Raw genomic sequence first — 24404 nt, forward strand, 5'->3', positions numbered from 1 at the left:
CCTCCGACATCGCCGTCGAGGCGTGCCGGAGCCGCGTCAGTCCGCGATCGGCGAGGTGATCCCGCGGCGGCGCATCCCGACGAGGTCGACGACCGAGACGAGCGTCGCCAGGGCGAGGAAGACCCCCACCGCGGCCATGCCGAAGGCGTACGCGTCGTGGAACACCGCGAGGTCGTCGAGGCCCGACCCGGTCTCGCGGTAGATCGTCGCGTAGAAGAGGGAGAGGCCGATCGCCGTCCCGACGGCGGTCCCGACGCGCTGACCGAGCTGGCCGACCGAGCCCGCCAGTCCGCCCTCGCGGACCGGGATCTCGGACAGGGTGATCGTCTGATTTGGCGAGACCACGAACCCGCCGCCCGCGCCGGCGACGAGCAGCGCCGCGGCCATCCCGTAGGCCACGATGTCGGGGGGGCATCGTGTAGGCGATGACCGTCAGCGCGATGACGCTGACCAGCACGGTCGCGAGGCCGAGCGTGACGAGCTGCCGGCCGTACTTCGCGACGAGCAGACCGCCGTAGTACGAGGTCACGGCGCTCGCCACGGCGAAGCCGATCGACACCATCCCCGCGAACACCGGCGCGAGCCCGACGCCGATCTGCAGGAACAGGGTGCCGAGCAGGAACATGGGCGGGATCGCGGTGAAGTAGGCGACCACGACGAAGGTGCCGTTGCGGTACGACGAGATGCGGAACATCCGGAACGGGATGAGGGGCTGCCGGCCGGATGCCGCGTATCGCCGCTCCCACCAGAAGAACAGCGCGGCGAACAGCACGAAGGCGGTGAGCGTCCACCAGCGGTTCGGGTCGTCGTCCGGCGAGCCGGTCGTGAACAGGAACGGCCACATCAGCGAGATGACCATGAGTCCGAAGATGAGGATGCCGATCGGGTCGAGCTGCAGCTTCTCACCCGACGCCTTCCGGGTCTGCGGCAGCAGCCAGATGACGCCCGCGAGGACGAGGAGGCAGAGCGGCACGTTGAACCAGAAGATGCCGCGCCAGCCCTCGGCCTCGCCGCCGATCGCGATCATCAGTCCGCCGAGCGTCGGTCCGAACGCGGTCGCGATGCCGATCGTCGCGCCGAAGAGCCCGAACGCGCGACCGCGCTCCTTGCCCACGAACAGCTGCTGGATCGTGCCCATCACCTGCGGCATCTGGATGCCGGCCGCGATGCCCTGCACGAGGCGGGCGGCCAGCAGCACCTCGACCGTCGGCGCGAGGGCGCACAGCGCGCTGGTGACCGTGAACAGGCTGAGCCCGACGATGAAGAGGGTCTTCCGCGAACGCTGATCGCCGAGCCGTCCGAATGGCACGAGGGCGAGACCGAAGGTGAGGATGTAGCCCGAGACGACGAGCTGGAGCTGCGTCGAGGTCGCCCCGAGCGAGGACTCGATGGCGGGGAGGCCGACGTTGATCTTCGTGAGGTCGAGGATCGTGAAGGCGGCAACGGAGACGCAGACCCAGAAGGCACGCCAGCGGTGCTTCTGCGAGAGCGGGATGCTGGCGGTGTTCGCTTCTGTCATGACCGCTCTACGCTACTCGCCCCTCGGGGCCCGGGAGGCGGGCGAGGTCAGGACGCCGAGCGCGCGGCGCGCTTGCGCTCCTGGAACTCGCGCAGCGCCTCGTAGCGGTCGGCCGACCGGGCACGCCGCTTCTCGGCCTCCTCCTCGCGGTCCTTCGGGGGAACCGCCGAGACGAGATCGTCGAGGAGGTGCCGCGTCGCATGGGCGATCTCGGCCACGGCGCGGTCGAAGACCTCACGGTTGGCCTGCGAGGGCCGCGTCATGCCGCTGATCTTCCGGACGTACTGCAGTGCCGCGTCGTGGCACTCGGCATCCGATGCGGCGGGCTCGAAGTTGTGGAGCGGCACGATGTTGCGGCACATGGCCGCCACGGTACGCCGGGGTCCGCGGGCCCGCCAGGGGTCACTCGGCGCGGCGGTCGGCCTGGTCGTCCGTCAGGACGTCGGGGTCGAGTCCCTGCTGGATCTCCGCGCTCTCGACGAACTGATCCGCGGACCCGTCGGGATCGGTGACCGGCTCTCCGACGTCGCGACCGCGGTCGGCGGCGTCCTGCGCCTCCTTCTCATCGAGGGACGCGGCGCCGCCTCCGACGATCTCTGATTCGCCGGACGAGTCCCGGCCCCCGACGGGGTCTGCGTCGACGATGTCGTCGGGGTGGTCGGATCCTTCACGGTCCATGGCGCTCTCCTCTGGTCGTCGTCCGCACAGTCTGCGCACCGAGGAGGACTGTTGACACGGGCTTGACCGGCGGGACGCGCGGGGCTACGAACGAAGGGTCGGAGGAGGCGCACATGTGGGCACACGGGCGGGACGCGGCGAGCGGGCCGTTCGTGGTGACGCTCGTCGTCGATCTGCCGATCACGAAGCCCGACGCGCTCGAGACGATCGCCTTCGCCTGCGACGGCGTGGTCGAGGGTCCGAGGACGGCGCACCCGCGGGTGAGCCTCGCACCGGGCGCGTGGGCGGAGGTGCAGATCCCGAAGTTCGCCGATCCGCCGCCGCTGGCCGTCGACGTGTGCTCCGACGAGTCGGTCGGCACCGCTCGGGCCGCCGCCGATCGGCTCCGCGTCGCCCTCGAGCGGCTGGGCTGGTCGATCCGCGACCCTCGCCCGGGAGAGGCGGCCTGATCGGATGCCCGGCGCCGCCGGTCAGCTCGCGCGACGCTCCTGCAGCAGCCCCTCATGGCCGGGGTTCGCGTCGAACCAGTCCGCCACGTACCAGCACACCGGGATGACGCGGCGGTCGCCGCGGCGCTCGAGGTCGTCGACGGCCCGCTTCACCAGCTCCCCCGCGAGACCCGCGCCCCGGAACGTCGGGATCGTGTAGGCGCGGGTGAGGGCGACGGTGCGACCGTCGTCGTTGTAATCCAGCACGCTCACGAGGTCCCGACCCCGGTGGAGCGTGTAGCGTGCGGCATCCTTCTCGTCTGCGAAGATGAGGTCGCTCATGCCCACACGCTACGCCGATCGGCCCTGGCGACAGCACTCCCCCAGCAGATTGAGCAATCTGTCACATTCCGTCATCCGAGTCGCTGCGCGGGTGCGCGGTTTGACACATCGCGACGCGGTTCGTCATAATCAGCCTCATGACTGACTTCGCACGCACTCTGTCCGCCCGGGAGGCGAACGGAACTGCCGGCATCATGATGCCGTCGCGTGCTGTCATGTGTTGCCGAATGTGTCGCTGACACGGTGATCCCCGCCGGGTCGCGGCGTCGTTTCTGAACGCGACGTCGCCCGACCCCCGAGGCTCCGGCCGGACCGCGCACAACGCGACCGCCGGGTGTCTCGCACATCGGCCCTCATCGAGGCCCTCCGCGCAACACCACTGAACCCGACGTCCCGTTCCGGGTTCCCCCTCCGAAGGACATCGCCATGTCGACCTCCGCTCTCCTCTCCGCACCCGCCACCCCCCGCCACCTCCGCGCCGTCGAGGACATCGCCCCGGCCCGCACCGCCGCTCCGTCAGGTCTTCCCGCCGGCACCGCCCCCCGCGGCTTCGCCCTCTACGTCGGCCTCGACGAGCTGAAGGCCGCCGCCGACGGCGTGAGCCTCTCGGTCATCGTCGACGCCCTCCGCCGCACCATCGCCGACCTCGCCCCCTCCGCCGAGACCCACGCCACCGTCGCCCTCGCGCCGGTCGGCGCCGGCGGTCGCGATGTCGACGTCGTCCGCCTCGCGCTCCACGAGCCCGCCGCGGTCGCCCGCACCAAGCCCGAGGAGCCGGTCGACGAGCACGTCCCCGGCGGCGTCACGATCGACATCTCCCGCCGTCGCGTGCACATCGACGGCGAGAGCGCCGCGCTCACCTTCAAGGAGTTCGAACTGCTGCAGTACCTCGTGCTCCGCGAGGGCCGGACGATCGAGCGCACCGAGCTGGTGTCGTCGCTGTGGAGCCACACCGAGGGCGACGACGCACCGGGCGAGCGCACCATCGACGTGCACGTGCGTCGCCTGCGGTCCAAGCTCGGCCGGTACGAGGACATCGTGCGCACCGTCCGCGGCATCGGCTACCGCTTCGACCGCCACGCCGACGTCGTCATCCGCTACGGCCACGGCACCCCCTCGCCCGACCGCTTCTGAGCCCGCACCCGGGTGCGCTGTCAGCGCCCGGACGTAGGGTGTTCGGCATGAGGTCGGGAGTGCGCGAACGGATGCCGCATCCGTCGCCGTCCCCGTCGCTCCGTCCCCTCGAGGCGGAGTACCGCCCCAGCGTCCCCGTCGACGCCGCACGGGCGATCCGCTATCAGCAGCGCGGAGCCCACGACCCGACGCAGGCAACGGTCGACGGCGTGATCTGGCGGGTCACGCGTACGCCCGAGGGTGTCGCCACCACCGCGATCCGCCCGGGCCTGCGCACCGTGCGCGCCGCCGCCTGGGGTCCGGGCGCCGCGTGGACCCTCGATCAGCTGCCGCGACTGTGCGGTGCGGACGACGACCCCGAGGGGTTCGACGCGTCGCGGCATCCGCTCATCGACGAGGTCCATCGCCGCCGCCCGGACCTGCGGATCGGCGCCACCGACCTCGTCTTCGACGCGCTCGCCAGCAGCATCTTCGAGCAGAAGGTCACCGGCCTGCAGGCGTTCGGTGCGTGGCGCTGGATCGTCACCCGATACGGCGAGCCCGCCCCCGGACCCACTCCCCGCCCGATGTACGCGACGCCGGCCGAGTGGCGCATGATCCCCAGCTGGGCGTGGCACCGCGCCGGACTCGAACCGCCGCAGTCGCAGACCGTCGTCGCCGCCGCGCGCCGCCGCGCGTCGATCGAGCGGGCAGCCGTCGCCGCGACGACCGGCGACGACCGCGACCGGGTCCTCACGAGCCTGCCGGGCGTCGGCGTGTGGACGAGCGCCGAGACCCGCATCCGCGCCTTCGGCGACCCGGATGCCGTCAGCTTCGGCGACTACCACGTCGCCCATCAGGTGGGCTACGCGCTCACCGGGTCGCGCGTCGACGACGACGGGATGCGGGAGCTCCTCGCGCCGTGGGCCGGGCACCGTCAGCGCGTCATCCGACTGATCTCCGCGAGCGGCGTGGTCGAGCCGCGTCGCGGCCCGCGCCTCGCCCCGGAGGACCACCGGGGCCGCTGACGTCAGTGCCCTCGCAGGACGGCGAGCGCGGCGAGCGCCTCGGGAAGATGGTCCAGGACGGCGATGTGCCCGGCGTCCGGGACAAGCCGCAGCAGCCCGTGCGGCAGGGCATCGGCGATCGCCGTCGCGTGCGCGGGCGGGATGACGCGGTCCAGCCCGCCCTGCACGACCACCACGGGTGCGTGGACCTCGGCGAGGTCGAACCCCCACGGTCGCGTGAAGGCGAGATCGTCGTCGACGAGACCGTCGGGGCCCCACTGATCGGATGCCGCGACGTCGGCGCCCAGCGATGCCCACGTCGTCTCGAGCGCCCGGTAGTCGGCGTCGACGAAGCTCGACGGGTCGAACTCCTCGACCTCGACATGGGCGGTCCGCGCGTCGAGCCCGGCCGCCGCCGCCCGGAGGCCGGACGGATCGGCCATCCCGGCGAACCATGCGTCGTCACGCGGCCGGAACGGGGCGATCGACGCGAGGGTGACGACGCCCGCGACCCGCTCGGGCGACACCGCGGCGACGGCGAGCGCGTGCGGTCCCCCGCCGGACGCACCGACGGAGACGACGTCGCGGAGGTCGAGGGCGTCGAGGACCTCAGCGAGCCCGTCGGCGACGTCGCGCACCGTGCGTCCGAGGTGCCGTGCGGCGCCGCCGTACGCGGGGCGGGCGACGGAGACGACGTCGAGACCCGCGGCATCCGCGGCGTCCTGCACCGGAGGCAGGACGGCGCCCGTCTGCGGGGAGCCGTGATGCCACAGCAGCACGGGCCGATGGGCGCCAGGACGGTCGACGCTCGCGTGGACGACGTAGCCGGGGACCTGCGGAAGATCGAGCTTCACCCGCGCCACGCTAACGCCCGGTCAGCGCTCGCGCGACCTAGGCTGATGGTCATGACGCAGCGACCACCCCGCGGCCGCGGATTCTGGGCGGTGGGCACGGTGCTGCTGTTCGCAGGCGGCATCCTCTTCGGCCTCGTCCTGCAGAACGTCTGGATCGGCCTCGTCCTTGCGGCGGCGATCTCGATCGGGTGGCTGATCGCGTACGAGTCGCGGCGGGGCCGCAACGAGGGGATCTACGACCGCGACGACGACGGGGCGCAGCTCTAGTAGTAGACCGCCAGGCGCCCTCGCGGACCGTCGACGACGTCGACCGGGGTGTCGAAGATGCCCGTGAGCACGTCGCCGCGGATGATCTCGTCCGGGGTTCCGAACGCGGCGACGCGGCCGTCCTTCATGGCGCAGACGCGGTCGGCGTAGTGGCCGGCGAAGTTGATGTCGTGCAGCACGACGACGATCGTGCGGCCAAGCTCCCGAGCGGCGCGCTGCAGGTGGCTCATCATCTGCACGGCGTGCTGGATGTCGAGGTTGTTGAGCGGCTCGTCGAGCAGCACGTACTCGGTGTCCTGCGCGAGCACCATCGCGACGTACGCGCGCTGGCGCTGTCCGCCCGACAGCTCGTCGAGGTAGCGGCCCTCGAGTCCGACGAGGCCCAGGAAGTCGATCGACCGGTCGATGACCCGCTCATCGTCGACCGTCAGCCGCCCGTGGGAGTGCGGGTACCTGCCGAAGCCGACGAGCTGGCGCACCGTCAGCCGCGTCACGAAGTGGTTCTCCTGTCGGAGGATGGCGACGACCTTGGCGAGCTCGCGCGACTTCACCGCCGCGACGTCGTGCCCGCCGACGGAGATGGCCCCTGCGTCGGCTGGCAGCAGACGGCCGATCATCGTCAGCAGGGTCGACTTGCCGGCGCCGTTCGGCCCGATGAGCGCGGTGATGCCGCCCGCCGGCAGGTCGAGGGTGACCGGACCGATCGCGACCTCGGTGCTGTAGCGCTTCTCGACGGCGGTGAGCGAGATCACAGGCGTCCCTTTCGGAGCAGGTGGATGAGGAAGAGCGTGCCCCCGACGATCTCGACGATGACGCCGACCGATCCGGCGGCGTAGAAGACGTGCTTGAGCACGACGTAGGCACCGCCGAGCACGACGAAGCCGAGGAGGGCGGCGAGGGCGAACATCCGGCGGTGGTCGAACGTGTCGGCCAGCTGGTAGGTGAGCATCGCGACGAGGAAGCCGAAGAAGGTCATGGGCCCGATCAGCGAGGTCGAGACGGCCATGAGGACCGAGACCAGGAGCAGGGCCAGGATCGAGTCGCGCCGCTGCGACGACCCGAGGCTCACGGCGACCTCGCGTCCGAGGCCGAGCACGTTGAGCCGGCCGCCGGCGACCACGAGCAGTCCCGCCGCGAGGACGACGAGCGGGATCGCGATCGGCAGGTGGGTGCCGTCGGCGTTCGCGACGCTGCCGATGAGGCGCGCGGTGAGCAGGTCGAACTCGGTGGGCGTCAGCATCCGCTGCAGGAAGGTCGAGAACGCCGCCAGCGCACCACCGAGGATGATGCCGACCAGCAGCATGATCTGCACGTTCGCGTAGCGGCCCGAGAGCAGCCACCCGTAGAGCGCCCCCGAGAACGCGAGCATCGCCAGGACCTGCAGGAGGTACGGACCCGCGCCCTGGACGAGCAGCGCGCCGGCGGCCCCGAAGAAGAAGATCACCGCGGTCGAGATCGCCGTGTACAGCGACTCGAACCCCATGATCGACGGCGTGACGATGCGGTTGCCGGTCACGGTCTGGAAGGTGATGGTGGCGATGCCCTGGCAGACGGCGACGACCGCGATGACGATGACGCTCGTGACCCGCAGCTGCGCGATGCGCCAGAAGCCGTCGCTGCCGGCGGGGGCGGGGTTGTCCCAGACGAGGATGCCGACGGCCACCACCGCGGCGAGGATGACGAGGACCGCGACGGTGAGCGCGTAGCGGCGCGCGCGGACGGCGGTGGGGAACGCGCCGGAGAGCGCGACGGTGTCAGCCACGTCGACGCTGCCGCAGCAGGAGGGCGATGAAGACGACGGCGCCGACCATGGCGAGGATGAGCGAGACGGGCACCTCGAATGGCGCGTTCACGACCCGGGCGAGGATGTCGCACGCGGTGACGAGGGCGATGCCGCCGAGCGCCACCCAGGGGAGGTTCGAGCGCAGGTCGTCGCCCCGGATGAGCGACACGACGTTCGGGACGATGAGCCCGAGGAACGGCAGATTGCCGACCACGACGGTGACGACACCGGCTGCGAGCGCGATGAGCACGGTGCCGATGAGGACGACGCGGGAGTAGTCGAGGCCGACGCTCGTCGCGACGTCGCGCCCGAGACCCGCGATCGTGAAGCGGTCCGCCGCGACGAAGACCGCCACCACCACGAGCAGGACGATCCAGAGCGGCTCGTACTGCCCGCGCAGCACCGAGGTGAACGACCCGGTGAACCAGATCGCCATGCTCTGCAGGAGGTTCGTCGACAGCGCGATGAACGTCGACACCGCGCCGACGACGGCGCCGAGCATCATCCCGACGATGGGGACGATGATCGACGAGGTCAGCATGACCCGGCGCAGGAAGAAGAAGAACAGCATCGTGCCGATGAATGCCATGCCCACTGCGCCGACCATCCGGACCATGAGCGGAGCGTCGGGGACGACGAGCATGACCAGCAGCAGACCGAGCCCAGCCCATTCGGTGACGCCGGTCGTGGTCGGCTCGACGAAGCGGTTCTGCGTCAGCTGCTGCATGACGAGTCCGCACATCGCGAGGGCCGCACCGGCGAGCACGAGCCCGACGGTGCGCGGGATGCGGGTGATGGCGAACATCTCCGCACCGTCCTCGGCGCCGATCACGTCGTAGACGCCGACGAACAGGGAGAGCGCCACCAGCCCCCCGACGACGGTGACGCCGCCGACGAGGGGCCAGGTGAGCAGGCGACCGCGGGAGCGTCGGCCCGCCGCGGTCGCCGTGAGGGCGTCCGTCATCGACCTTCGAGTGCGTCCGCCAGGTCGCTGAAGAACTGGGTGTAAGTCTCGATGCCCTCGTTGAGGTAGGTGCCCTGGGGCATGTAGACGACGTTCCCCTCCTCGACGGCGGTCACGTTCTGCAGCGCCTCGGACTCCGAGATGAGGTCGTTCGCGGGCGTGTACGCCTCGTCGGTGTTGACGCTGACCGCGGCATCCCGGTCCATCACGAGGATCCAGTCGGGGTTCGACGAGGCGACGGCCTCGACCGAGATGTCGTCGCCCTGGTGGTCGGTCGAGCCCTCGGACTCGAGCGCGGGGGTGAGCCCGAGGATGTCGTACACCGGGCCGAGGGTGCGTCCGGTGGTCGGTGCGGCGTAGTTGATCTCGCCGCCGGAGGTGATGACGCCCATCACCGTCTCGCTGTCGTCGTAGGCGGCCTTCACGCGCTCGATGGCCGCGTCGAAGTCGGCGACGAGGGCAGCCGCCTCGTCCTGCTTGCCGAAGATCTCGCCGAGCGTCGTGACCTGGCGCTTCAGCTCCGCGTCCAGCGGCTCGCCCTCGCGCGGGTCGAGCTCGACGATGGCGGCATCGGGGACGAGCGTCCCGAAGTCGCCGTAGTAGCTCGAGAAGCGCTGACCGTTGACGATGAGGTCGGGGTCGGCGGCGACGACGGCCTCGAGGTCGGGCTCGTTGTGGTTGCCGAGGTTCGCGACGTCCGGGTCGTCCTTGAACGAGAGCCCGTCCGGGAAGATGTCCAGCGGTGCCCCGACGACCTCCACGCCCCAGTCGTCGAGCATCGAGATGGTGCGGTTGTCGGTCGCGACGACGCGCTGCGGGGGCGTCGCGACGGTCTGCTCGCCGTGGTTGTCCTCGACCGTCACCGTGGCCGACTCGGCCTCGGCTGCGGGCTCGGCGCCCGCGGTCGTGCCGGCGCACCCGGCGAGCACGACGGCCGCGATCGCGACGAGCGGGGTGGCGGTGAGGGGACGGATGCTGCGCATGCGACTGCTCCTGTGGTCGGACGAGCGGGCGCGTATCAGCGCGCTGGCGAGTCCGGTCGGAAGGGGATGCCGGACGATCGCCGGCGTCATTTAGGCTAGCCTTACCTACGTGACCGCCGTCAAATCCGCATCCTCGTTCCGCCTCGAGCGGCAGCCCCTCGACCTGCGGTTCCGGCGTGCGACGCTCGCCGCGCGGACGTGGGAGACCTCGACCTATGTTCGGGTGCGACTGGAAGGCGACGACCTGCGCGGCTTCACGTCGCTCGGCAGCGACGACCACATGCGCCTCTTCTTCCCCGGCGTCGACGTCGACGACGTCGAGACCATGCGGCAGTCGCCGAGCCGCGAATACACCCCGCTCGCCTGGGACGCCGACGCGGGGCGGCTCGAGGTCGAGTTCGCAGTGCACGGCGACGCGGGCATCGCCGCGCCGTGGGCGGCGACCGCTCCTCTCGGCTCGGTGATCGGCGTCGGCGGCCCACGCGGATCGATGATCGTCTCCGGGCGGCCGGACGCCTGGTTCCTCGCAGGCGACGAGACCGCCGTCCCGGCGATCCGCCGCTTCGCTGCGCTCATGGACGAGTCGGCGACCGGGCGCATCCTCATCGAGGTGACGGATGCCGCGCATGCACTGCCCGTGGCCGCTCCGGCCGGCGTGACCGTGGCATTCGTCCACCGCGGCGACGCGTTCCCCGGCACGGCGCTCCCAGATGCGCTCGACGAGCTCTCCGAGGCCGATCGCCCCGCCGGCGACGTCTTCGGGTTCGTTGCGGCCGAGCAGGGCGTCGTCAAGGCGGGGCGCCGGCTGCTGCTCGAGCGGTGGGGCCTGGCATCCGACCAGGTCGTCGTGAAGGGCTACTGGAAGAGCGGCGAGGCTGCAGGCTAATTTAGGAGCCATGCCCGCCACCGCTGCCATCTACTGCCGGATCAGCCGCGATGCGGAGGGGGAGGCAGTCGGCGTAGCCAACCAAGAGGCCACCTGCCGCGCTCTCGCCGAGGCTGCGGGCCTGGAGGTCGTCAAGGTCTACACAGACAATGACCGGGGCGCGTCTAGCCTCTCGAAGAAGAGTCGGCCCGACTTCGAGGCCATGGTCAGGGCTGCGACCGAGGGCGAGTTCGGCACGATCATCGCCTACAGCATGAGCCGGGTTACCCGCCGCCCCAAGGAGTGGGAAACCCTGATCGACCTCGCCGGTAAGCAAGGGGTCCGATTTCTGTACAAGGTATCCCCCGAATACGACCTCAGTACGGCTGATGGCAGGGCTACGGCTCGCACCGTCGCCGCCTGGGATGCCGCAGAAGCTGAGCGAACCGGCGAGCGTGTCCGCCATGCTCTCGCCGCCAAGGTAGCGAAGGGCGTCGATCCTGGGGGTAATCGCCCGTTCGGCTTTGAACCCTCCCGCATGGAGATTCGCGAGCCAGAGGCGCAGTACATCCGCGAGGCGTACCGGCGAGTGCTCGATGAGGGACAGGCAATCTACGCCGTAGCTAAGTGGCTCTCGACCGAAGGTGTGCCGACTGCAGGCACGGCAGAGCTGTGGACACCTCGCGCTGTACGCGCCCTCCTCATGAGACCTCGGAACGCTGGGATGCTCGTCGTGAAGGGCCAGGAGGTCGAGGACTCGAAGCTGCCCGCCATAGTCACGCGCGAACGGTACGAGGAAATGATGGCGGTCCTCAGCGACCCCGACCGGAAACCGAAGCGGGGCAGGCGAGCACAGGCCCTCCTCTCCGGGATCGCGACGTGCTCGGTCTGCGGCTACTCACTCACAGCGGCGACCTCTCGGAAAGGCAAACGGAAAGACGGCACCGTCCGCGCGTACGAAATCTACCGCTGTTCCAACAATCAACCTGTAGGCCGGGGCACCCATCCCTCGATACAGCGAGAGATTCTCGACGCGAAGGTCGAGGTCGCGGTCATCGAGCACTTCATACATGCGAAAGACGAGACCCCTTCCCTCGACGCCCTCAGCATGGACGCCGTGGCTGCTGAGCTACGAGACCTCGATGAGCGCAAGCAAGATGTGCTGAGCGGCCTGCAGATGGGTCTCAAGATGTCGGACCTCCGGGAGCACCTGCAGCCGATCCTGGACGCTCAGAAAACCGCTGAGGAGCGTAGGGACGCGATCCTGCGACAGAGCGTGCGTGCCCGCGTTATCGCCCAGGTGAGCGCCCTCCTACCGGGGTCGTGGCTCGCCACCGGGCTGCGAATCGGAAGCATCACAAACACTCTCCCTCTTGACCAGAAGCGAGAACTCATCCGCGCTCTCTTCGACGTGACGCTAGAGCCTGGAAGCGATGAGGACAGGGTGAAGCTCACGCCCAAGAGCTAAACGCCGGTTGTCCCCAGCACCGATTTCCTGTGGATAACTACATCGATGTGATTCGTTACCAATCTGTGACCGTTGCACTCGTGCAACGGTTATGTAGGCCCGGATGTTGGCTCGAAATCGTGAGGTGGAACCAAAGGTCGGGACCTTGAAGGGGTGCGACGGCACGGAATCCGCTAGCAGGTGCATCCCAGGTGTACCCGAAAGGTGTAGCCGATGGAGCTTTCCCACAAGGAGTAACGGGACTACTCCCCGTCACTCCAAACGTGCACGCATGCAACGGTAGGACGGGTGCGGAACCCACAGCCTAGGCACGGTGTCGCACCCGGAACGTAGACTCTAGGCAAGCGAGAACCCCCCACCAAGAGTTGCCAGTGACGCGGCGATGAGGGGTTCCCGTAGTTGTATGGCGACCTTCGTCAACAGTGCACGCACTGAGAGACAGGGCCACAGGGATCGCCTGGAGTTGCACCTCTGGGCGGTCCCTGTTCTACCTTACGTCGCCTGCACTAGATAGTGCACCGTACCCCAGACATCGGGCTGGTCGTCGTCGCCGTCAGCGAGCACCTCAAGATGGCGCGCGGCGACTACTGACAGCGACATCATCACGGGCACTCCCCCGTACGACAGCGTTCGTCCACGGCCCGAGTGCCCTCTCCGACTACGCGGACTCCAGCGCCCTGTAGACGCTCGCACGGCTCACTCCGAGACTGCTCGTGATCCAAGCAATGGTCTTACCCTCGGCGCGCAGAGTCTTGGCTGCAGCGACCTTCTCAGGGGTGAGGGCGGTCTTAGCCCGGGGCTTGCGCTCCCCGTTGGCTGCTCGCGCTGCTCTACCCTCTGCAGCGCGCTCCTTGATCATTTCGCGCTCCCACTGAGCGACAGACAACATGATGTTCCTCAGTAGTGTGCCCGTGATCCCTTCGAACTCCTCACCCTCCTTCAAGCTCCTGACGCGGATGCCCTTCTTCTCCAGGTCCTCGAAGGTCTGGAGGACACCGAGCACGGTGCGTCCAAGACGGTCCAGCGAGCTGACGCAAACGATGTCGCCACGCCTCGCCCTCCTGAGAAGGGCCGTCAGTCCGGGGCGGTCCATCGTCTTGCCGCTCATCTTGTCCTCGAAGATGTGATCCTCGATGTCGTCGGCGGGTACTCCCCGTTTGAGGAGGGCGGCGGTCAGGTCTTCCGTCTGCCGCGCATAGGACTGCTGCACACTACTGACGCGCCGGTATCCCCACACGTAACCCTGCTGCTCATCGCTCATGGGCAGAGCGTATCATCTGCTGACCCTGTGACTCAATATCTGATACATGTCTCAAATGCTGTTTCTGATCGAGCTGAGAGACACTTTGAGGGGGTCGGCGGGACCGTCTCATCTGTTATGCGAGCTGAGACACAAAAGGGGTGCCCCCTCCAGGCGAGATTGCAATGAGATACAGGTTCCTGGAGGGGGCGGGGTGACTCGGCGGGCGTGGTCTACCTCCACGCCATTTGTAGAAGTACCGAGTCGGTCTATGGAGTCAGGTGCTGAACCGTCCGCGGGCATTCAAGCCGATGTCGGCGCACAACTTGCGAACGGTAGCGAGCGCGCGGCGGGTCTCATCATTCGTCAGCATGTCAAAGCGTTCGAAGTCTCGAAGCTCGGCCAGCTCACGCATGACACGGCGGGCGACTTCTTCAGGACGGGCGCTTGACGAATTCAACGCAATCACCTGCCCACACTTTGAGGCGCGCGATGGCGGCGAGGTCGGCGGGGTCGGTCGTCAACTTGGCCAGCATGTCCAGGCTGCGGGGTAGGCCGCGGGCGATGCTGGCACTCAGGATAAGGAGCCTGTCACTAGTCACGGTCGTTCGCCCTCCGAACCTGTAGACGGCGACCGATGGCGGTGCCGATGATGCTGCGGGCGGCGTGCAGGAGGTTCATGTCCCCGCACGTCAACTCGCTGTCGAGGGCGACGATGGCGCGAGCCAATCCCATGTAGCCGTCCGCGAGGGCGTCATCTGTTGCTGTATCTGTACCGGCGAGGATGCTCATGCTGGCCTCGGGCCGTATCGATTTTCAGCGTCGGGCGGATACGTCGCAATCGTCGTGCTCGTTAGTGGAGTGCCGAACTCGGCGGCGATGCGGGCAAGCTCTATACGTTGCTCGGTTGGGTGCCCGATCCTCTTCGCCTCATTGATCAGGAACTGTCGGCGTGCTTCGCGAGCTGCAAGGTCGGTATCCCAGGGATGAATGTTTTCCGGTGCGGGTCCGCGCTGGAAGTTGATCTTGCCCCAGCGAGCCTGCTGTTCATCGTCGGAGAGGTCGAGCCATGACACGCCGTTGCGGTCTTTCGTGGACTCGATCTGCGCCTCGGTAAGCAAGAACTCTTCGCCACGAAGACGAACGCGCCCGTCGAAGGTGAGTCCGCTGTCTACGAAATGGATCGTGTCTCCGGCTGTGATGGTGGTCATGAGGGGTCTCCTACAGGGGCAAGGGCGGCAAGGATCGAGCGCCCGAGGTCTTTGGTTTCGGTCTTCTCGATGAGGGTCTCCGCGAGGGTGCGGGCGGTCTCGGGCTGTGACTCGACCAGGTGTCGGAGGCCTGCGGCGAAGCCGGTGACCTCGCTGTACATGTCACGGAACGACGAGAGGTCGATGTCGAGCGCACTGAGCTTGCTGAGGATCGAGGTTTCGACGGCAATGGCCCTAGCGATGGCTGTAGGCGAGCCGGTGGCGGCTGCGGCCTGTCGAGCTGCTCGGGCAGCGTCTGCAGCGTCCACAAGGCGGCTGACGATGTCGAGAGGAGTCGTCTCCTTCGCGAACATTCGCGCGATGACTGCACGGCGAGAGGCCGAGTAGTTGTAAATCGTGGGGATGCTGACGCTGTGTCCCGCGTCTGCCAGTTGTCGGGCGATTTCTGGAACCGGCACGCGCTGGTCCAAGAGCCAGTCGACTTTGCCCTGGAGCGGGGTGTCTCTGATCTTGGGTGGTCTTCCCATGTCCTGTTCCTGTCTTGCCGTAGTGATGGTCCCCTGGGGTGGCTGGCGATGAACTTGAGGAACCCAGCCACCACCAGGGGGTTTTCCCGAAGTCTTTCTAGGGTGAAGTGAGCCCTCATCGGGATCGCGATGCCTCTCTGGGCTTTGGAGAACCCACATCGCTAGGTTGAGAGCTGGCGAGACCTAGACGAATCGCTTCGCCCTCACTAACTACTATCGCGCGCTGGATCAGAAAGTTAGTGAAAAGTCAAGACTTTTTTGAGACAGTAGCTATCAGAATTAGGAAAGCCCAGATCGAGAGGGCGAAACTACTTCTTGGGAACAACGAGACCGCCTAGAAGGTCTTCGAGGTCGTCGGCGGTCACTGAGAGCGATCCGACACCAGCCAAGGAATCTTCGAGCGAGTGTTCTTCCTTTGGTTCTCTCAGATTCTCTGCCGCGCCGACGCTCGCGCCGACAGGCGGGAGAGCGACGACAGGCGCGGGCGAGGGAGCGTTAGCGTTCGAGCCTTTGAGTTCCTTGGAATCCTTATTGTGGGTCTGTGGTTCGCACTCAGTAGTGCTGTGGTTCCTACTGAGTGGGGCTGTAGTTCCTACTCGTTCCGCCTGAGTGGGTCTGTGGTTCCTACTCGCTGATTCGTCGGGCTTCCAGTCGCGATCCTCGGTACGCATTACGTCGGCAACGAACTTCGACCTCCGGAACCGGTACACCTTCGATGGGCTTCCACCGTGGCGCTGCAAGTCGACAACCTCGACAGCCTGCGCCCGCTCTAGGAAGGCGAGCACCTTACGAACCGTCGCGGTACTCAGCCCGGTGATGTCGGCCAGGGCGACCTGAGTAGGACGTACGTCCTCGCCGGTCTTGAAGGTGCCGAACTCTGCCAGCGCCATGCAGACGGCATAGAAGCTGGGCCGCTCGATCTTGTTCGCCTTCAGGAAGTAGGTCGGCGTGAACCGAGCAAAGCGTCGAAACTCCCACGCCTGCAGCTCATAAGGGTCGGCGGGTTCGGCAGGGTTCGGCTTCGTGGCCATGATCGTCTCAATTCTTGAATGCCCTCTGTCGAAGGGCGGGGGGATGCTGAGCGCGGAGACGAAACACGCCCGACTGCATCCCCCCAGGTGCGGTTTCGACAGCCCGCGCATCTGTTGTACGAGTTCTGCTGCGGGCGCGTTGCCGACGACACGCCAAACGTTGTGTCCGAGCTATGAACTCTCGGAATCAGTCGTCGTCCTGAGAGGGATTCCAGCTCTTCAACGCCGTCTGCTCAGCTCGCTTGACGCGCGACCTGCGAGCCGTCTCCGCTTTCCACGCTCTGCACTCGTTACAGCGGCAGCGGAACGACTGGTAGGCCTTGTGGCCGCCGTGGAGGGTGCCAGGGGGCAGGTCGACGGGCACGCGATCTTGATTCGTGATCTGTCGAGGCCCCCTCTGCTGCTGAGCGCCCTCTGGAAGGGTCTTCGAGGGCTCGACGTGTCTTACCGTCACCTCACGCGGCTGGTGGCGCTCCAGGGCCTCTGAACGCTTCCGTGCGGCTCTCTCAGCTCGGGATGCCTCGCAGGTCTTGCACATGCATCGGTCACGCAACACGCATCGGTCGCTACCGTGCTGATGCGATGTCGGGCAGGTGTACGGTGCCGGGGCCGGTGGCAGCTCCTCGCGGTCGGGGAGCTGATTTCGGCTCTGGGCCACCAGGGCACCCGCACGGGCGACGGCGAAAGAGTACGCATTGTCCTGACCAAACGCTCGGCGCGCCTCAGCCATGAGTTGACGGATGTCGTCTGTGGGTTGGAACTCGGGTTTACGTTGCATGTCCCCCACTATCGAGCGTTTACGGACGTCAATTCAGAAAAAACTTGACGAACACAACCAGTCTGTGGTATATGCCGTGTCGCGCATACGATTTGCGTCAAGTGTGGGCTCTTAGGGCTCATTTCTCGTTCTGCGGGGGGGGGCGTTCTAACTTGCCGTCAGGCGAGGCCGAGTACCACGCCCCGCACTGACCGCGGTCCTAGGGTGGCCGTGTGCCCATCGACATCGCGCTCGAGCTCGAGCTCGACGAGGATCCGGATCTCGCGGACGTCATCCTCGTGCGCGTCGCGGCCGAGATCGATGGGGCGCCGCGGCCGCTCATCATCGACACCGGCGGCGCACGCAGTGGCCTGCCGGCTGGCAAGCTGACCGACGGTCTGACACGGCTGCCGCCGCAGGACGGTGGTGGCGGCGGAGTGTTCTCCGCGAGCGCGTCCAGCGAGCGGGTCGAAGCGCGCACGATGCGGATCGGCGACCTCCTCGTCGAACGTCCGGTGTTCGACGTCGAACCGCACGAGGACGCACCGGCGATCCTCGGCCTCGACGTGCTGCGGCGCCACCGTCTGGACTTCCGCTTCGACGACGCGAGACTCGTGCTCGACGCCGACGCTCCGGTGGACCGGCGGCGCGAGCTCGTGCAGTCGTCCCGGGGGCATCCGTACGTCGACGTCGACTGGGTGGAAGGGAGCTGGCCCGCGATCTGGGACTCGGGCGCCAGCATCAGCGTCATCGACCGCGGCGTGGTGTCGCGGCATCCCGAGCGGTTCCGAGCCGCGGGCGCCGCGTCGGGCACGGACTCGTCGGGCGCCTCGGCCGAGACGCCGCTCGTCCTCCTTCCGGAGGTGACCGTCGGCGGACGCCGGTTCGCCCCGTCGGTCGCGGCCGTCGCCGACATCGCGAGGCTCTCGCGCCCCGACGATCCCCCGTTCGAACTCATCCTCGGGATGCCGGTGCTCCGCCATGCGAACTGGGCGGTGCACCTGCGCGACGGCTGGTGGGGCTACCTGGTCTGAGCGTTGACGCCCGCGTTCCGCGCCGCCCGACCGTCCGGATCATATGCTCGGAACGACTCGACACGCTCCGGACGGTACGCAACGTGTGATCTCGACCGGAGAACATGATGTGGAACGGCACGGGCGGCGGCGCAAGGGCGACTGCGCGCGGGCGGCGGCCCCTACATCTCCTCGTGGGTGTCGGGGTCGCCGTCCCACAGCCGGCCGCGCTCGAGGGCGGAGATCGCCGCGATCTCGTCGTCGGTCAGCGAGAAGCCGAACACGTCGGCGTTCTCCGCCTGGCGCGCGGGGTCGGCCGACTTCGGGATCGGCGTGCTGCCGAGCTGTACGTGCCAGCGGAGCACGGCCTGCGTGGGCGTCACCTCGTGGGCGGCGGCGACGTCGAGCACGGTCTGCTCGCTCAGCAGCTCCGACCGGCGCGCCAGCGGGCTCCAGCTCTCGGTGCGGATCCCCTGCGAGACGTGGAAGGCGCGCAGGTGCGCCTGCGGGAAGTACGGGTGCAGCTCGACCTGGTTCACCGCGGGCACGACGCCCGTCGCCTCGATGATGCGGGCGAGCATCGGCTCGGTGAAGTTCGAGACGCCGACCGATCCGACGCGTCCCTCCTTCTGCAGGTCGACCATCGCGCGGTAGGTGTCGACGTACTTGTCGACGCTCGGGTTCGGCCAATGGATGAGGTACAGGTCGATCCGGTCGAGGCCGAGCCGCTCGAGCGACCCCTCGGCGCTGCGGCGCGTCTCGTCGTAGCCGTGGTCGCGACCGGGCACCTTGGTCGTCACGAGGAGCTCGTCACGGATGCCGCTGCGCCGCACGGCCTCGCCGACCTCGCGCTCGTTCTCGTAGTTCACGGCCGAGTCGAGCAGCCGGTAGCCGCCCTCGATCGCCGCGACGACCGCAGCCGTCCCGTCCTCCCCGCGGAGGTTGTAGGTGCCGAGGCCGAGCTGGGGGAACGCGGTGCCGTCGTTCAGCGAGACGGTGGGGATGGTGACCATCCCCTCACGCTACGCCCCGCACACGCTCCCCGGCGCGGGGCAGCAGACCGGCGAGATCGTCGGGGGTGTCGAGGTCCCACCGGAGGCCCGAGGTGGCGCGAACCGGCAACGGGCGGCAGCCGAGCGCCACGTGCTGCGAGAACGATTCCGTGCCGTACGCAGAGGCCCACGGCACACCGGCCCGTGCGGTGACGAGGGTCGAGCCGGTGCCGGCGGCATCCGGGATCACCGCGCGAGGCACGCCCGCGGCCATCGACAGCGCCGCCGCCAACTCCGCGGGGGCGAGTGCGGCGAGGTCTGCGGGCAGTGACGCCCGGTGACGCCGCAGACCGACGCGAGCGGATGCGGCGAGCAAGGCTGCGTCGATGCCCGCCGGCTCGCGCTCGCGGACCAGCTCGACACCGCCGGGCAGCAGCGAGGCCAGCGCCGCATCGGCGGTCACGACGATCACCCGGGCGACCCCGGCCGTGCGCGTGGCGACGTCGATCGTGTCGAGCGCGAGTGCGCGGGCGATCCCGCCGCGGCGGATGTCGTCGCCGAGCCGCGACTTGGCGTCGGCGAACGGCTTGACCGGGATCATCACCGCCCAGCCGCGACCGCTCATGCGAACCTCTTCCGCAGTCGCGGCAGGATGTCGTCGGCGTAGCGCCGCAGGAACGCCTGCTGGTCCGCGCCCGGGTCGTGGAAGACGAGGTGGCGGAAGCCCATGTCGACGTACTCCGCGATGCGCTCGACGTGCTCGTCGGGGTCGTCCGAGACGATGAAGCGGGATGCCGCTCGCTCGATCGGCAGGGCAGCGGCCCGCCGCTGCATCTCGCGCGGATCGTGGATCCCCATCTTCTCCTCGGCCGACAGCGCGAGCGGAGCCCAGAAGCGGGTGCGCTCCCGCGCCGTCTCGAGGTCGGGGTGATACGACACCTTGACCTCGATCATGCGGTCGACCTCGTCGGCGTCCCGCCCACCCTTGGTCACCCCGTCGGCGACGGCGGGCAGCAGCGTGTCGGTGTACAGCTCCCGGTTCTTGCCGCTCGTCGTGATGAACCCGTCGCCGGTGCGGCCCGCCAGACGCGCGGCGGCCGGTCCGGCCGCGCCGATGTAGATCGGCACGGGCTCGTCGGGGCGGTCGTAGACGGTCGCATCGTCGACCTTCCAGAACGCTCCGTCGAAGGTGACCCGCTCGTGGTCCCACAGCTCCCGCATCAGCGCGATCGACTCCTTGAGGCGCTGGAACCGCTCGGGGGGCTCCGGCCAGTCCAGTCCGAGCGTCACCTCGTTGAGCGCCTCCCCGGTGCCGACCCCCAGGATGATGCGCCCGGGGTTCAGCACCGCGAGGGTCGCGATCGACTGCGCGACGACCGCCGGGTGGTACCGGAAGGACGGGGTGAGCACCGAGGTGCCCAGCAGGATGCGGGAGGTGCGGGCGCCGAGCGCCCCCAACCAGGGCAGGGCGGCCGGCGCGTGACCGCCGTCGTGCATCCACGGCTGGAAGTGGTCGGAGATGAAGACGCTGTCGAAGCCCGCCGCCTCGGCGGCGACGGCGTGCTCGAGCAGCTCGACGGGGCCGAACTGCTCCGCCGAGGCCTTGTATCCGAACCGGATCGGGACGCTCATCGTGCTCCTCCTGTCAGCACGGACCGCTCGGTCCGCGTCACCGCGGTCTGCGCCGCGTCCGTCATCGCCGCATCCATGTCGGACACCGTCCCCGGCCAGAGCACCCCGATGCCGCCGGAGCGGTCATCGAGGTACCAGCTCTCGCACCCGCTGAGCCACGCCGTCCCCGCGGCTCGTGCGGCGACGTCGGCGGTGGCGCGGGCCTCGGCATCCGCGTCGACGCGGGCAACACCGCCGCCGTCGACCACCCGGCGGACGAAGGCCGCCTGCCGTTCGAGGACCAGCAGCGACGAGGCGTGCGGCAGCGCGGAGTGCGGACCGTTCATCACGAAGAGGTTGGGGAAGCCCGCGACCATCGTCGAGGCGACCGCGGTCATCCCACCGGCCCAGTGCTCGGCGAGCGTGCGCCCGCCCTCGCCCCGCACGATCTCGGCGTAGGGCTGATGCGTCGTCTCGAACCCCGTCGCCAGCACGATGCGGTCGACCCCGTCGTACGCGACGCCCGACGCGCCGACGAGGCGGCGACCCTCGACGCGGGCGAGGGCCGACGGCTCGAGGACGACGGCGTCGCCCGCGACGGCGGGGTAGAAGGCGTCGGACAGCACGACGCGCTTGCACCCGAACGGATACGTCGGGGTCAGGGCGCGCCGCAGCGCCCGGTCGGGCACGCTGCCGGCGAGGTGCGCGAGCGCGGCGCGACGGGCCCGAGCGGATGCCGCGCCGCGCCCGGACCGCGCCGCGAATCGCTCGTCGTCGCCGGACGCGTGCGCCTCCCGCTCCTGTGCGACCGCGCCCCGGGCGGCGAACCGCTCGGCGTCGACGGCGTCGTAGGTGCGGCCGCCGCGCGGGAGCACCCATGCCGGCGAGCGCTGGAACAGGGTGACCTCGGCGCCCGCGGCCACCAGCTCCGGGACGAGCTGCGCGGCGCTCGACCCGGTGCCGACCACGGCGATGCGCCTGCCGGCGACCGGTTCGGACGGATCCCACCTCGCGGTGTGCGCGACGCTGCCGGGGAAGGAGGCGAGGCCCGGGACGTCCGGGATCCGCGGCTCGCTGAGCCGCCCGCAGCCGAGCACGAGCACGTCGGCCGTGTCGGGGCCGTCGCCCGAGAACCCGAGGCGCCAGACCTGTGCGAGCTCGTCCCAGGCGGCATCCGTCAGCGCGGTGCCGAAGCGGATCGCGGCGCGCAGGCCCTCACGGTCGACGATCGCGTCGAGGTACGCGGCGATCTCGGCGCCGGGGGCGAACTCGGCCGACCAGTGCGGGTTCGGGTGACGCTCGAGGCTGTACAGGTGCGCGGGGACGTCGCACGCGACACCCGGGTAGACGTTCTCGCGCCACGTGCCGCCGACCCGGTCGGCGCGCTCGACGACCACGACCTCGTGTCCGGCGGCGCGCAGTTCGAGGGCCGCCGCGACACCGGCGAACCCGGCGCCGATGACGACGACCTCGCTGTGCCCCGTCACGCGGCCGCCCCGACCGGTGCGCCGTAGGCAGTGGTGCGTTCGCGGAGCCGCCGCCGCAGCGACGCCGACAGACGCGCGGCGTCGGCGAACGGCAGCTCGAGGCCCTGCTCGACGCCGGCGTCCGGGCGCACCCGACCGTCCAGCAGCGTGCCGCCCAGGTCGTCGCCGCCGCTGCGCAGGAGTTCGGCGGTGACCGCGCGACCGTGCCGGGTCCATGGGATCTGGATGTGTCGGATGCCGTCGTTCAGCAGCAGGCGCGAGACGGCGACCATCGCGCGGTGCTCATCGAGCGGCGAGCGTTCCGCGGCCGTCGACCCGTGGCCCGGTAACGGGATCGGGACGAACTCGGTGAATCCACCGGTCTCGTCGTGCAGATCGCGGAGCGCCAGCAGATGCGCGATGCGGGCGGCGGCCGACTCGACGTGCCCGTAGAAGAGGACCGAGCTGGTCCGCACGCCGAGGGCATGCTCGGCGCGGACGATCTCCACCCACCGGTCGACCTCGAGATCCTCCGGCGCGATGCGGCGCCGGATGTCGTCGTCGAGGACCTTCACGCCCGTGCCGGGCATCGTCCCGACGCCGGCATCTCGGAGGAGCGTGATCGCTCGCGTGACGCCGATGGTCGTCCGGTCCGCGAGGTCGGCGACGTCCTGCGGCCGGAACGCGTGGAGGTGCAGCGCGGGCGCGGCGGCGCGGACGACCCGCACGAGCTCCTCGTAGAGCGCGGGGTCCTCGGTGGCCTCGAGCCGCCCCTGGATGCAGAGTTCCGTCGCGCCCAGGGCCGCGGCATCCCTCGCGATCTCGGCCGCGTCCGCGAGCCCGAACGCTCCCGCACCGGATGCCGACGATCCGGCGACGGACCGGTGCAGGCCGCCGGAGGCGAGGTTGCGGTTGACGACGATGCTCACGGTGTCGCCGATCGTCGCGCGGCGCAGATCGTCGGCCGTCCGGACGAGACGCTCGAGGTCGGTGCCGGTCGCCGTCAGCAGGTGCTCCCAGTCCCCCGCGTCCAGCTCGCGGGGCGTCGTCGCGGCGGTCTCGAGCAGCGCGGTGCCCCGCGAGCGTCGTCCCGCCGCGCGAGGCGCCGTCCGCGCGAGTCCCGACATCGGGTCGGCGAGCGCCTCGACGGCCGCGTGCAGCCCTTGGTCGATCCACGCATCCCGGTCCTGCACGAACTCCGGCTGGGCGGTGAGCCGCTCGACCAGCGTGAAGCCCGCCGCGGCGGTGGCGGCGGCGAGGTCGTCCAGGTGCGGCCACGGCCGCTCCGGGTTCACGTGGTCCGCCGTCAGCGGCGAGACGCCGCCCCAGTCGTCGACGCCGGCGGCGAGCAGAGCCGCGAGCTCCGCCGGGTCCGACAGGTTCGGCGGCGCCTGGATGCGCATGCACGGCCCGAGGACCAGGCGCGCCACGGCGATCGCGGCGAGGTACGCGTCGCGGTCGGCATCGGGCGTGCTCTGCATCGCAGTGCTCGGCTTGGCGCGGAAGTTCTGGACGATCACCTCCTGCAGGTGATCGTGGCGCGCGTGCGCGTCGCGGAGCTCGAACAGCGACGCCGCGCGGTCCGCGACCGTTTCGCCGATCCCGACCAGGATGCCGGTGGTGAAGGGGATGCGGGCGCGCCCGGCATCCTCGATGACGGCCGACCGCACGGCCGGGTCCTTGTCCGGCGAGCCGTGATGCGCGGCTCCGGGGGTCTCGAACAGGGCGCGCGAGGTCGTCTCGAGCATCATCCCCATCGAGGGCGACACCAGGCGGAGCGTCGCGAGCTCGGCCGGGGTCATGACCCCGGGGTTCGCGTGCGCCAGAAGCCCCGTCTCGGCCGTCACGAGGCGCGCGGCGTGCGCGACGTAGTCGATCGTCGAGGCGAAGCCGTGCGCGTCGAGCCACGCCCTCGCCTCGGGCCAGCGGTCCTCGGGCCGGTCGCCGAGGGTGAGGAGGGCCTCCTTGCAGCCCTGCGCCGCCCCGGCCCGCGCGATGCGCAGGATCTGCGCGTCGTCGAGATACGCGGGCGCCTGCTTGCGCAGCAACTGCGCTGGGGTGTCGACGAAGGCGCAGTAGTGGCACCGATCGCGGCAGAGGGTCGTCAGCGGCAGGAAGACCTTGCGGGAGTAGGTGACGACGCCGGGGCGCCCCGCGGCGGCGAGCCCGCTGTCGCGCATCGCCGCGGCACGAGCCATCAGGGCGTCGAGCTCCCGCCCGGTCGCGGCGAGCAGGCGCTCGGCCTCGACCGGGTCGGCGAGGGTGTTCTCGGGGTGGGGCATGGC

General features: G+C 69.5%; 26 protein-coding genes and 1 pseudogene. 7 read left to right on the forward strand and 20 right to left on the reverse strand.

Annotated features, from left to right (window positions below):
* Positions 1–36: 36 nt before the first annotated feature.
* From KZX17_RS01415 to KZX17_RS01425, 3 genes and pseudogenes are all read right to left on the reverse strand, one after another.
* Positions 37–1519 (reverse strand): annotated as a pseudogene (locus KZX17_RS01415) (MFS transporter).
* Positions 1520–1566: 47 nt separating this feature from the next.
* Complete coding sequence (locus KZX17_RS01420; RefSeq protein WP_248171288.1) at positions 1567–1881, reverse strand: DUF2277 domain-containing protein; 315 nt, start codon at positions 1879–1881, stop codon at positions 1567–1569.
* Positions 1882–1921: 40 nt separating this feature from the next.
* A complete protein-coding gene (locus KZX17_RS01425; protein WP_248171286.1) occupies positions 1922–2197 on the reverse strand; it encodes a hypothetical protein in 276 nt (91 codons plus the stop codon).
* Between the two features lie 113 nt (positions 2198–2310).
* Between KZX17_RS01425 and KZX17_RS01430 the strand changes: the two genes are divergently transcribed.
* Positions 2311–2646 (forward strand): hypothetical protein, encoded by a 336-nt coding sequence (locus tag KZX17_RS01430; RefSeq protein ID WP_248171284.1) that lies wholly within the window; start codon positions 2311–2313, stop codon positions 2644–2646.
* A 21-nt stretch (positions 2647–2667) separates the two neighbouring features.
* Here KZX17_RS01430 and KZX17_RS01435 read toward each other — a convergent pair whose 3' ends face one another.
* Positions 2668–2967: a GNAT family N-acetyltransferase gene (locus KZX17_RS01435; RefSeq protein ID WP_248171283.1), complete on the reverse strand. Its 300-nt coding sequence runs from the start codon at positions 2965–2967 to the stop codon at positions 2668–2670.
* 426 nt (positions 2968–3393) lie between these two features.
* Here KZX17_RS01435 and KZX17_RS01440 point away from each other — a divergent pair, with 426 nt between their 5' ends.
* Both KZX17_RS01440 and KZX17_RS01445 read left to right on the forward strand, forming a co-directional pair.
* Positions 3394–4101, forward strand: coding sequence for a winged helix-turn-helix domain-containing protein (locus KZX17_RS01440; RefSeq protein WP_248171282.1), 708 nt, complete (start codon positions 3394–3396; stop codon positions 4099–4101).
* A 71-nt stretch (positions 4102–4172) separates the two neighbouring features.
* Complete coding sequence (locus KZX17_RS01445; RefSeq protein WP_248171674.1) at positions 4173–5108, forward strand: DNA-3-methyladenine glycosylase; 936 nt, start codon at positions 4173–4175, stop codon at positions 5106–5108.
* A gap of 2 nt (positions 5109–5110) precedes the next feature.
* Here KZX17_RS01445 and KZX17_RS01450 read toward each other — a convergent pair whose 3' ends face one another.
* Positions 5111–5941, reverse strand: a complete 831-nt coding sequence (locus KZX17_RS01450) for an alpha/beta hydrolase (protein WP_248171280.1) — start codon at positions 5939–5941, stop codon at positions 5111–5113.
* A 51-nt stretch (positions 5942–5992) separates the two neighbouring features.
* Here KZX17_RS01450 and KZX17_RS01455 point away from each other — a divergent pair, with 51 nt between their 5' ends.
* Positions 5993–6208, forward strand: a complete 216-nt coding sequence (locus KZX17_RS01455) for a hypothetical protein (RefSeq protein WP_248171278.1) — start codon at positions 5993–5995, stop codon at positions 6206–6208.
* On the opposite strand, the gene KZX17_RS01460 is transcribed toward KZX17_RS01455, so the two are convergent.
* Genes KZX17_RS01460 through KZX17_RS01475 form a run of 4 tightly spaced genes read right to left on the reverse strand, consistent with a single transcriptional unit; the run spans position 6205 to position 9938 of the window.
* Positions 6205–6960, reverse strand: a complete 756-nt coding sequence (locus KZX17_RS01460) for an ABC transporter ATP-binding protein (protein ID WP_248171276.1) — start codon at positions 6958–6960, stop codon at positions 6205–6207. The two genes, KZX17_RS01455 and KZX17_RS01460, sit on opposite strands and share 4 nt — an antisense overlap.
* Positions 6957–7970 carry an iron chelate uptake ABC transporter family permease subunit gene (locus tag KZX17_RS01465; RefSeq protein WP_248171274.1) on the reverse strand — a complete coding sequence of 338 codons (1014 nt, stop codon included), beginning with the start codon at positions 7968–7970 and terminating at the stop codon, positions 6957–6959. Before KZX17_RS01465 ends, KZX17_RS01460 begins: the two co-directional genes overlap by 4 nt.
* A complete protein-coding gene (locus KZX17_RS01470) occupies positions 7963–8955 on the reverse strand; it encodes an ABC transporter permease (protein WP_248171272.1) in 993 nt (330 codons plus the stop codon). The genes KZX17_RS01465 and KZX17_RS01470 overlap by 8 nt, the downstream gene beginning before the upstream one ends.
* Positions 8952–9938, reverse strand: a complete 987-nt coding sequence (locus tag KZX17_RS01475; protein WP_248171271.1) for a siderophore ABC transporter substrate-binding protein — start codon at positions 9936–9938, stop codon at positions 8952–8954. Before KZX17_RS01475 ends, KZX17_RS01470 begins: the two co-directional genes overlap by 4 nt.
* A gap of 109 nt (positions 9939–10047) precedes the next feature.
* On the opposite strand from KZX17_RS01475, the gene KZX17_RS01480 reads away from it, so the two are divergent.
* Positions 10048–10824: a siderophore-interacting protein gene (locus tag KZX17_RS01480; protein ID WP_248171270.1), complete on the forward strand. Its 777-nt coding sequence runs from the start codon at positions 10048–10050 to the stop codon at positions 10822–10824.
* A 10-nt stretch (positions 10825–10834) separates the two neighbouring features.
* A complete protein-coding gene (locus KZX17_RS01485; RefSeq protein ID WP_248171269.1) occupies positions 10835–12271 on the forward strand; it encodes a recombinase family protein in 1437 nt (478 codons plus the stop codon).
* Between the two features lie 658 nt (positions 12272–12929).
* On the opposite strand, the gene KZX17_RS01490 is transcribed toward KZX17_RS01485, so the two are convergent.
* The 6 genes from KZX17_RS01490 to KZX17_RS01515 form a co-directional block, all read right to left on the reverse strand.
* Positions 12930–13532, reverse strand: a complete 603-nt coding sequence (locus KZX17_RS01490) for a recombinase family protein (RefSeq protein WP_248171267.1) — start codon at positions 13530–13532, stop codon at positions 12930–12932.
* Between the two features lie 256 nt (positions 13533–13788).
* The gene (locus KZX17_RS01495) at positions 13789–13980 is read right to left on the reverse strand and encodes a hypothetical protein (protein WP_248171266.1); all 192 of its coding nucleotides are present in this window, start codon (positions 13978–13980) and stop codon (positions 13789–13791) included.
* 125 nt (positions 13981–14105) lie between these two features.
* Positions 14106–14303 carry a hypothetical protein gene (locus KZX17_RS01500; protein WP_248171265.1) on the reverse strand — a complete coding sequence of 66 codons (198 nt, stop codon included), beginning with the start codon at positions 14301–14303 and terminating at the stop codon, positions 14106–14108.
* Positions 14300–14722, reverse strand: coding sequence for a hypothetical protein (locus tag KZX17_RS01505; protein WP_248171263.1), 423 nt, complete (start codon positions 14720–14722; stop codon positions 14300–14302). The genes KZX17_RS01500 and KZX17_RS01505 overlap by 4 nt, the downstream gene beginning before the upstream one ends.
* On the reverse strand, positions 14719–15249 hold the full coding sequence (locus KZX17_RS01510) for a hypothetical protein (protein WP_248171261.1): 531 nt from the start codon (positions 15247–15249) through the stop codon (positions 14719–14721). Before KZX17_RS01510 ends, KZX17_RS01505 begins: the two co-directional genes overlap by 4 nt.
* Before the next feature lie 308 nt (positions 15250–15557).
* Positions 15558–16280, reverse strand: a complete 723-nt coding sequence (locus tag KZX17_RS01515; RefSeq protein ID WP_248171260.1) for a hypothetical protein — start codon at positions 16278–16280, stop codon at positions 15558–15560.
* 990 nt (positions 16281–17270) lie between these two features.
* On the opposite strand from KZX17_RS01515, the gene KZX17_RS01520 reads away from it, so the two are divergent.
* Positions 17271–18071 carry an aspartyl protease family protein gene (locus tag KZX17_RS01520; RefSeq protein ID WP_248171258.1) on the forward strand — a complete coding sequence of 267 codons (801 nt, stop codon included), beginning with the start codon at positions 17271–17273 and terminating at the stop codon, positions 18069–18071.
* Positions 18072–18232: 161 nt separating this feature from the next.
* Here KZX17_RS01520 and KZX17_RS01525 read toward each other — a convergent pair whose 3' ends face one another.
* The 5 genes from KZX17_RS01525 to cofG are packed head-to-tail and all read right to left on the reverse strand — an operon-like array spanning position 18233 to position 24401.
* Positions 18233–19063, reverse strand: coding sequence for an aldo/keto reductase (locus KZX17_RS01525; RefSeq protein ID WP_248171256.1), 831 nt, complete (start codon positions 19061–19063; stop codon positions 18233–18235).
* 4 nt (positions 19064–19067) lie between these two features.
* Entirely contained in the window at positions 19068–19667 is a 600-nt protein-coding gene (cofC, locus tag KZX17_RS01530; protein WP_248171255.1) for a 2-phospho-L-lactate guanylyltransferase, read from the reverse strand.
* A complete protein-coding gene (gene fgd, locus KZX17_RS01535) occupies positions 19664–20674 on the reverse strand; it encodes a glucose-6-phosphate dehydrogenase (coenzyme-F420) (protein ID WP_248171254.1) in 1011 nt (336 codons plus the stop codon). Before fgd ends, cofC begins: the two co-directional genes overlap by 4 nt.
* Positions 20671–22140, reverse strand: a complete 1470-nt coding sequence (locus KZX17_RS01540; protein WP_248171253.1) for an NAD(P)/FAD-dependent oxidoreductase — start codon at positions 22138–22140, stop codon at positions 20671–20673. Before KZX17_RS01540 ends, fgd begins: the two co-directional genes overlap by 4 nt.
* Positions 22137–24401: a 7,8-didemethyl-8-hydroxy-5-deazariboflavin synthase CofG gene (gene cofG, locus KZX17_RS01545; protein ID WP_248171251.1), complete on the reverse strand. Its 2265-nt coding sequence runs from the start codon at positions 24399–24401 to the stop codon at positions 22137–22139. Before cofG ends, KZX17_RS01540 begins: the two co-directional genes overlap by 4 nt.
* Positions 24402–24404: the final 3 nt, after the last annotated feature.

The sequence above is a fragment of the Microbacterium sp. EYE_78 genome, from assembly GCF_023149035.1.
Taxonomy (GTDB): Bacteria; Actinomycetota; Actinomycetes; order Actinomycetales; family Microbacteriaceae; genus Microbacterium.

Bases quoted from the DNA above. Each gene is read 5' to 3' on its own strand.
- KZX17_RS01420 (WP_248171288.1), bottom strand. From the start codon at position 1,881: ATGTGCCGCAACATCGTGCCGCTCCACAACTTCGAGCCCGCCGCATCG.
- KZX17_RS01425 (WP_248171286.1), bottom strand. From the start codon at position 2,197: ATGGACCGTGAAGGATCCGACCACCCCGACGACATCGTCGACGCAGAC.
- KZX17_RS01430 (WP_248171284.1), top strand. From the start codon at position 2,311: ATGTGGGCACACGGGCGGGACGCGGCGAGCGGGCCGTTCGTGGTGACG.
- KZX17_RS01435 (WP_248171283.1), bottom strand. From the start codon at position 2,967: ATGAGCGACCTCATCTTCGCAGACGAGAAGGATGCCGCACGCTACACG.
- KZX17_RS01440 (WP_248171282.1), top strand. From the start codon at position 3,394: ATGTCGACCTCCGCTCTCCTCTCCGCACCCGCCACCCCCCGCCACCTC.
- KZX17_RS01445 (WP_248171674.1), top strand. From the start codon at position 4,173: ATGCCGCATCCGTCGCCGTCCCCGTCGCTCCGTCCCCTCGAGGCGGAG.
- KZX17_RS01455 (WP_248171278.1), top strand. From the start codon at position 5,993: ATGACGCAGCGACCACCCCGCGGCCGCGGATTCTGGGCGGTGGGCACG.
- KZX17_RS01470 (WP_248171272.1), bottom strand. From the start codon at position 8,955: ATGACGGACGCCCTCACGGCGACCGCGGCGGGCCGACGCTCCCGCGGT.
- KZX17_RS01475 (WP_248171271.1), bottom strand. From the start codon at position 9,938: ATGCGCAGCATCCGTCCCCTCACCGCCACCCCGCTCGTCGCGATCGCG.
- KZX17_RS01485 (WP_248171269.1), top strand. From the start codon at position 10,835: ATGCCCGCCACCGCTGCCATCTACTGCCGGATCAGCCGCGATGCGGAG.
- KZX17_RS01490 (WP_248171267.1), bottom strand. From the start codon at position 13,532: ATGAGCGATGAGCAGCAGGGTTACGTGTGGGGATACCGGCGCGTCAGT.
- KZX17_RS01500 (WP_248171265.1), bottom strand. From the start codon at position 14,303: ATGAGCATCCTCGCCGGTACAGATACAGCAACAGATGACGCCCTCGCG.
- KZX17_RS01505 (WP_248171263.1), bottom strand. From the start codon at position 14,722: ATGACCACCATCACAGCCGGAGACACGATCCATTTCGTAGACAGCGGA.
- KZX17_RS01510 (WP_248171261.1), bottom strand. From the start codon at position 15,249: ATGGGAAGACCACCCAAGATCAGAGACACCCCGCTCCAGGGCAAAGTC.
- KZX17_RS01515 (WP_248171260.1), bottom strand. From the start codon at position 16,280: ATGGCCACGAAGCCGAACCCTGCCGAACCCGCCGACCCTTATGAGCTG.
- KZX17_RS01525 (WP_248171256.1), bottom strand. From the start codon at position 19,063: ATGGTCACCATCCCCACCGTCTCGCTGAACGACGGCACCGCGTTCCCC.
- cofC (WP_248171255.1), bottom strand. From the start codon at position 19,667: ATGAGCGGTCGCGGCTGGGCGGTGATGATCCCGGTCAAGCCGTTCGCC.
- fgd (WP_248171254.1), bottom strand. From the start codon at position 20,674: ATGAGCGTCCCGATCCGGTTCGGATACAAGGCCTCGGCGGAGCAGTTC.
- cofG (WP_248171251.1), bottom strand. From the start codon at position 24,401: ATGCCCCACCCCGAGAACACCCTCGCCGACCCGGTCGAGGCCGAGCGC.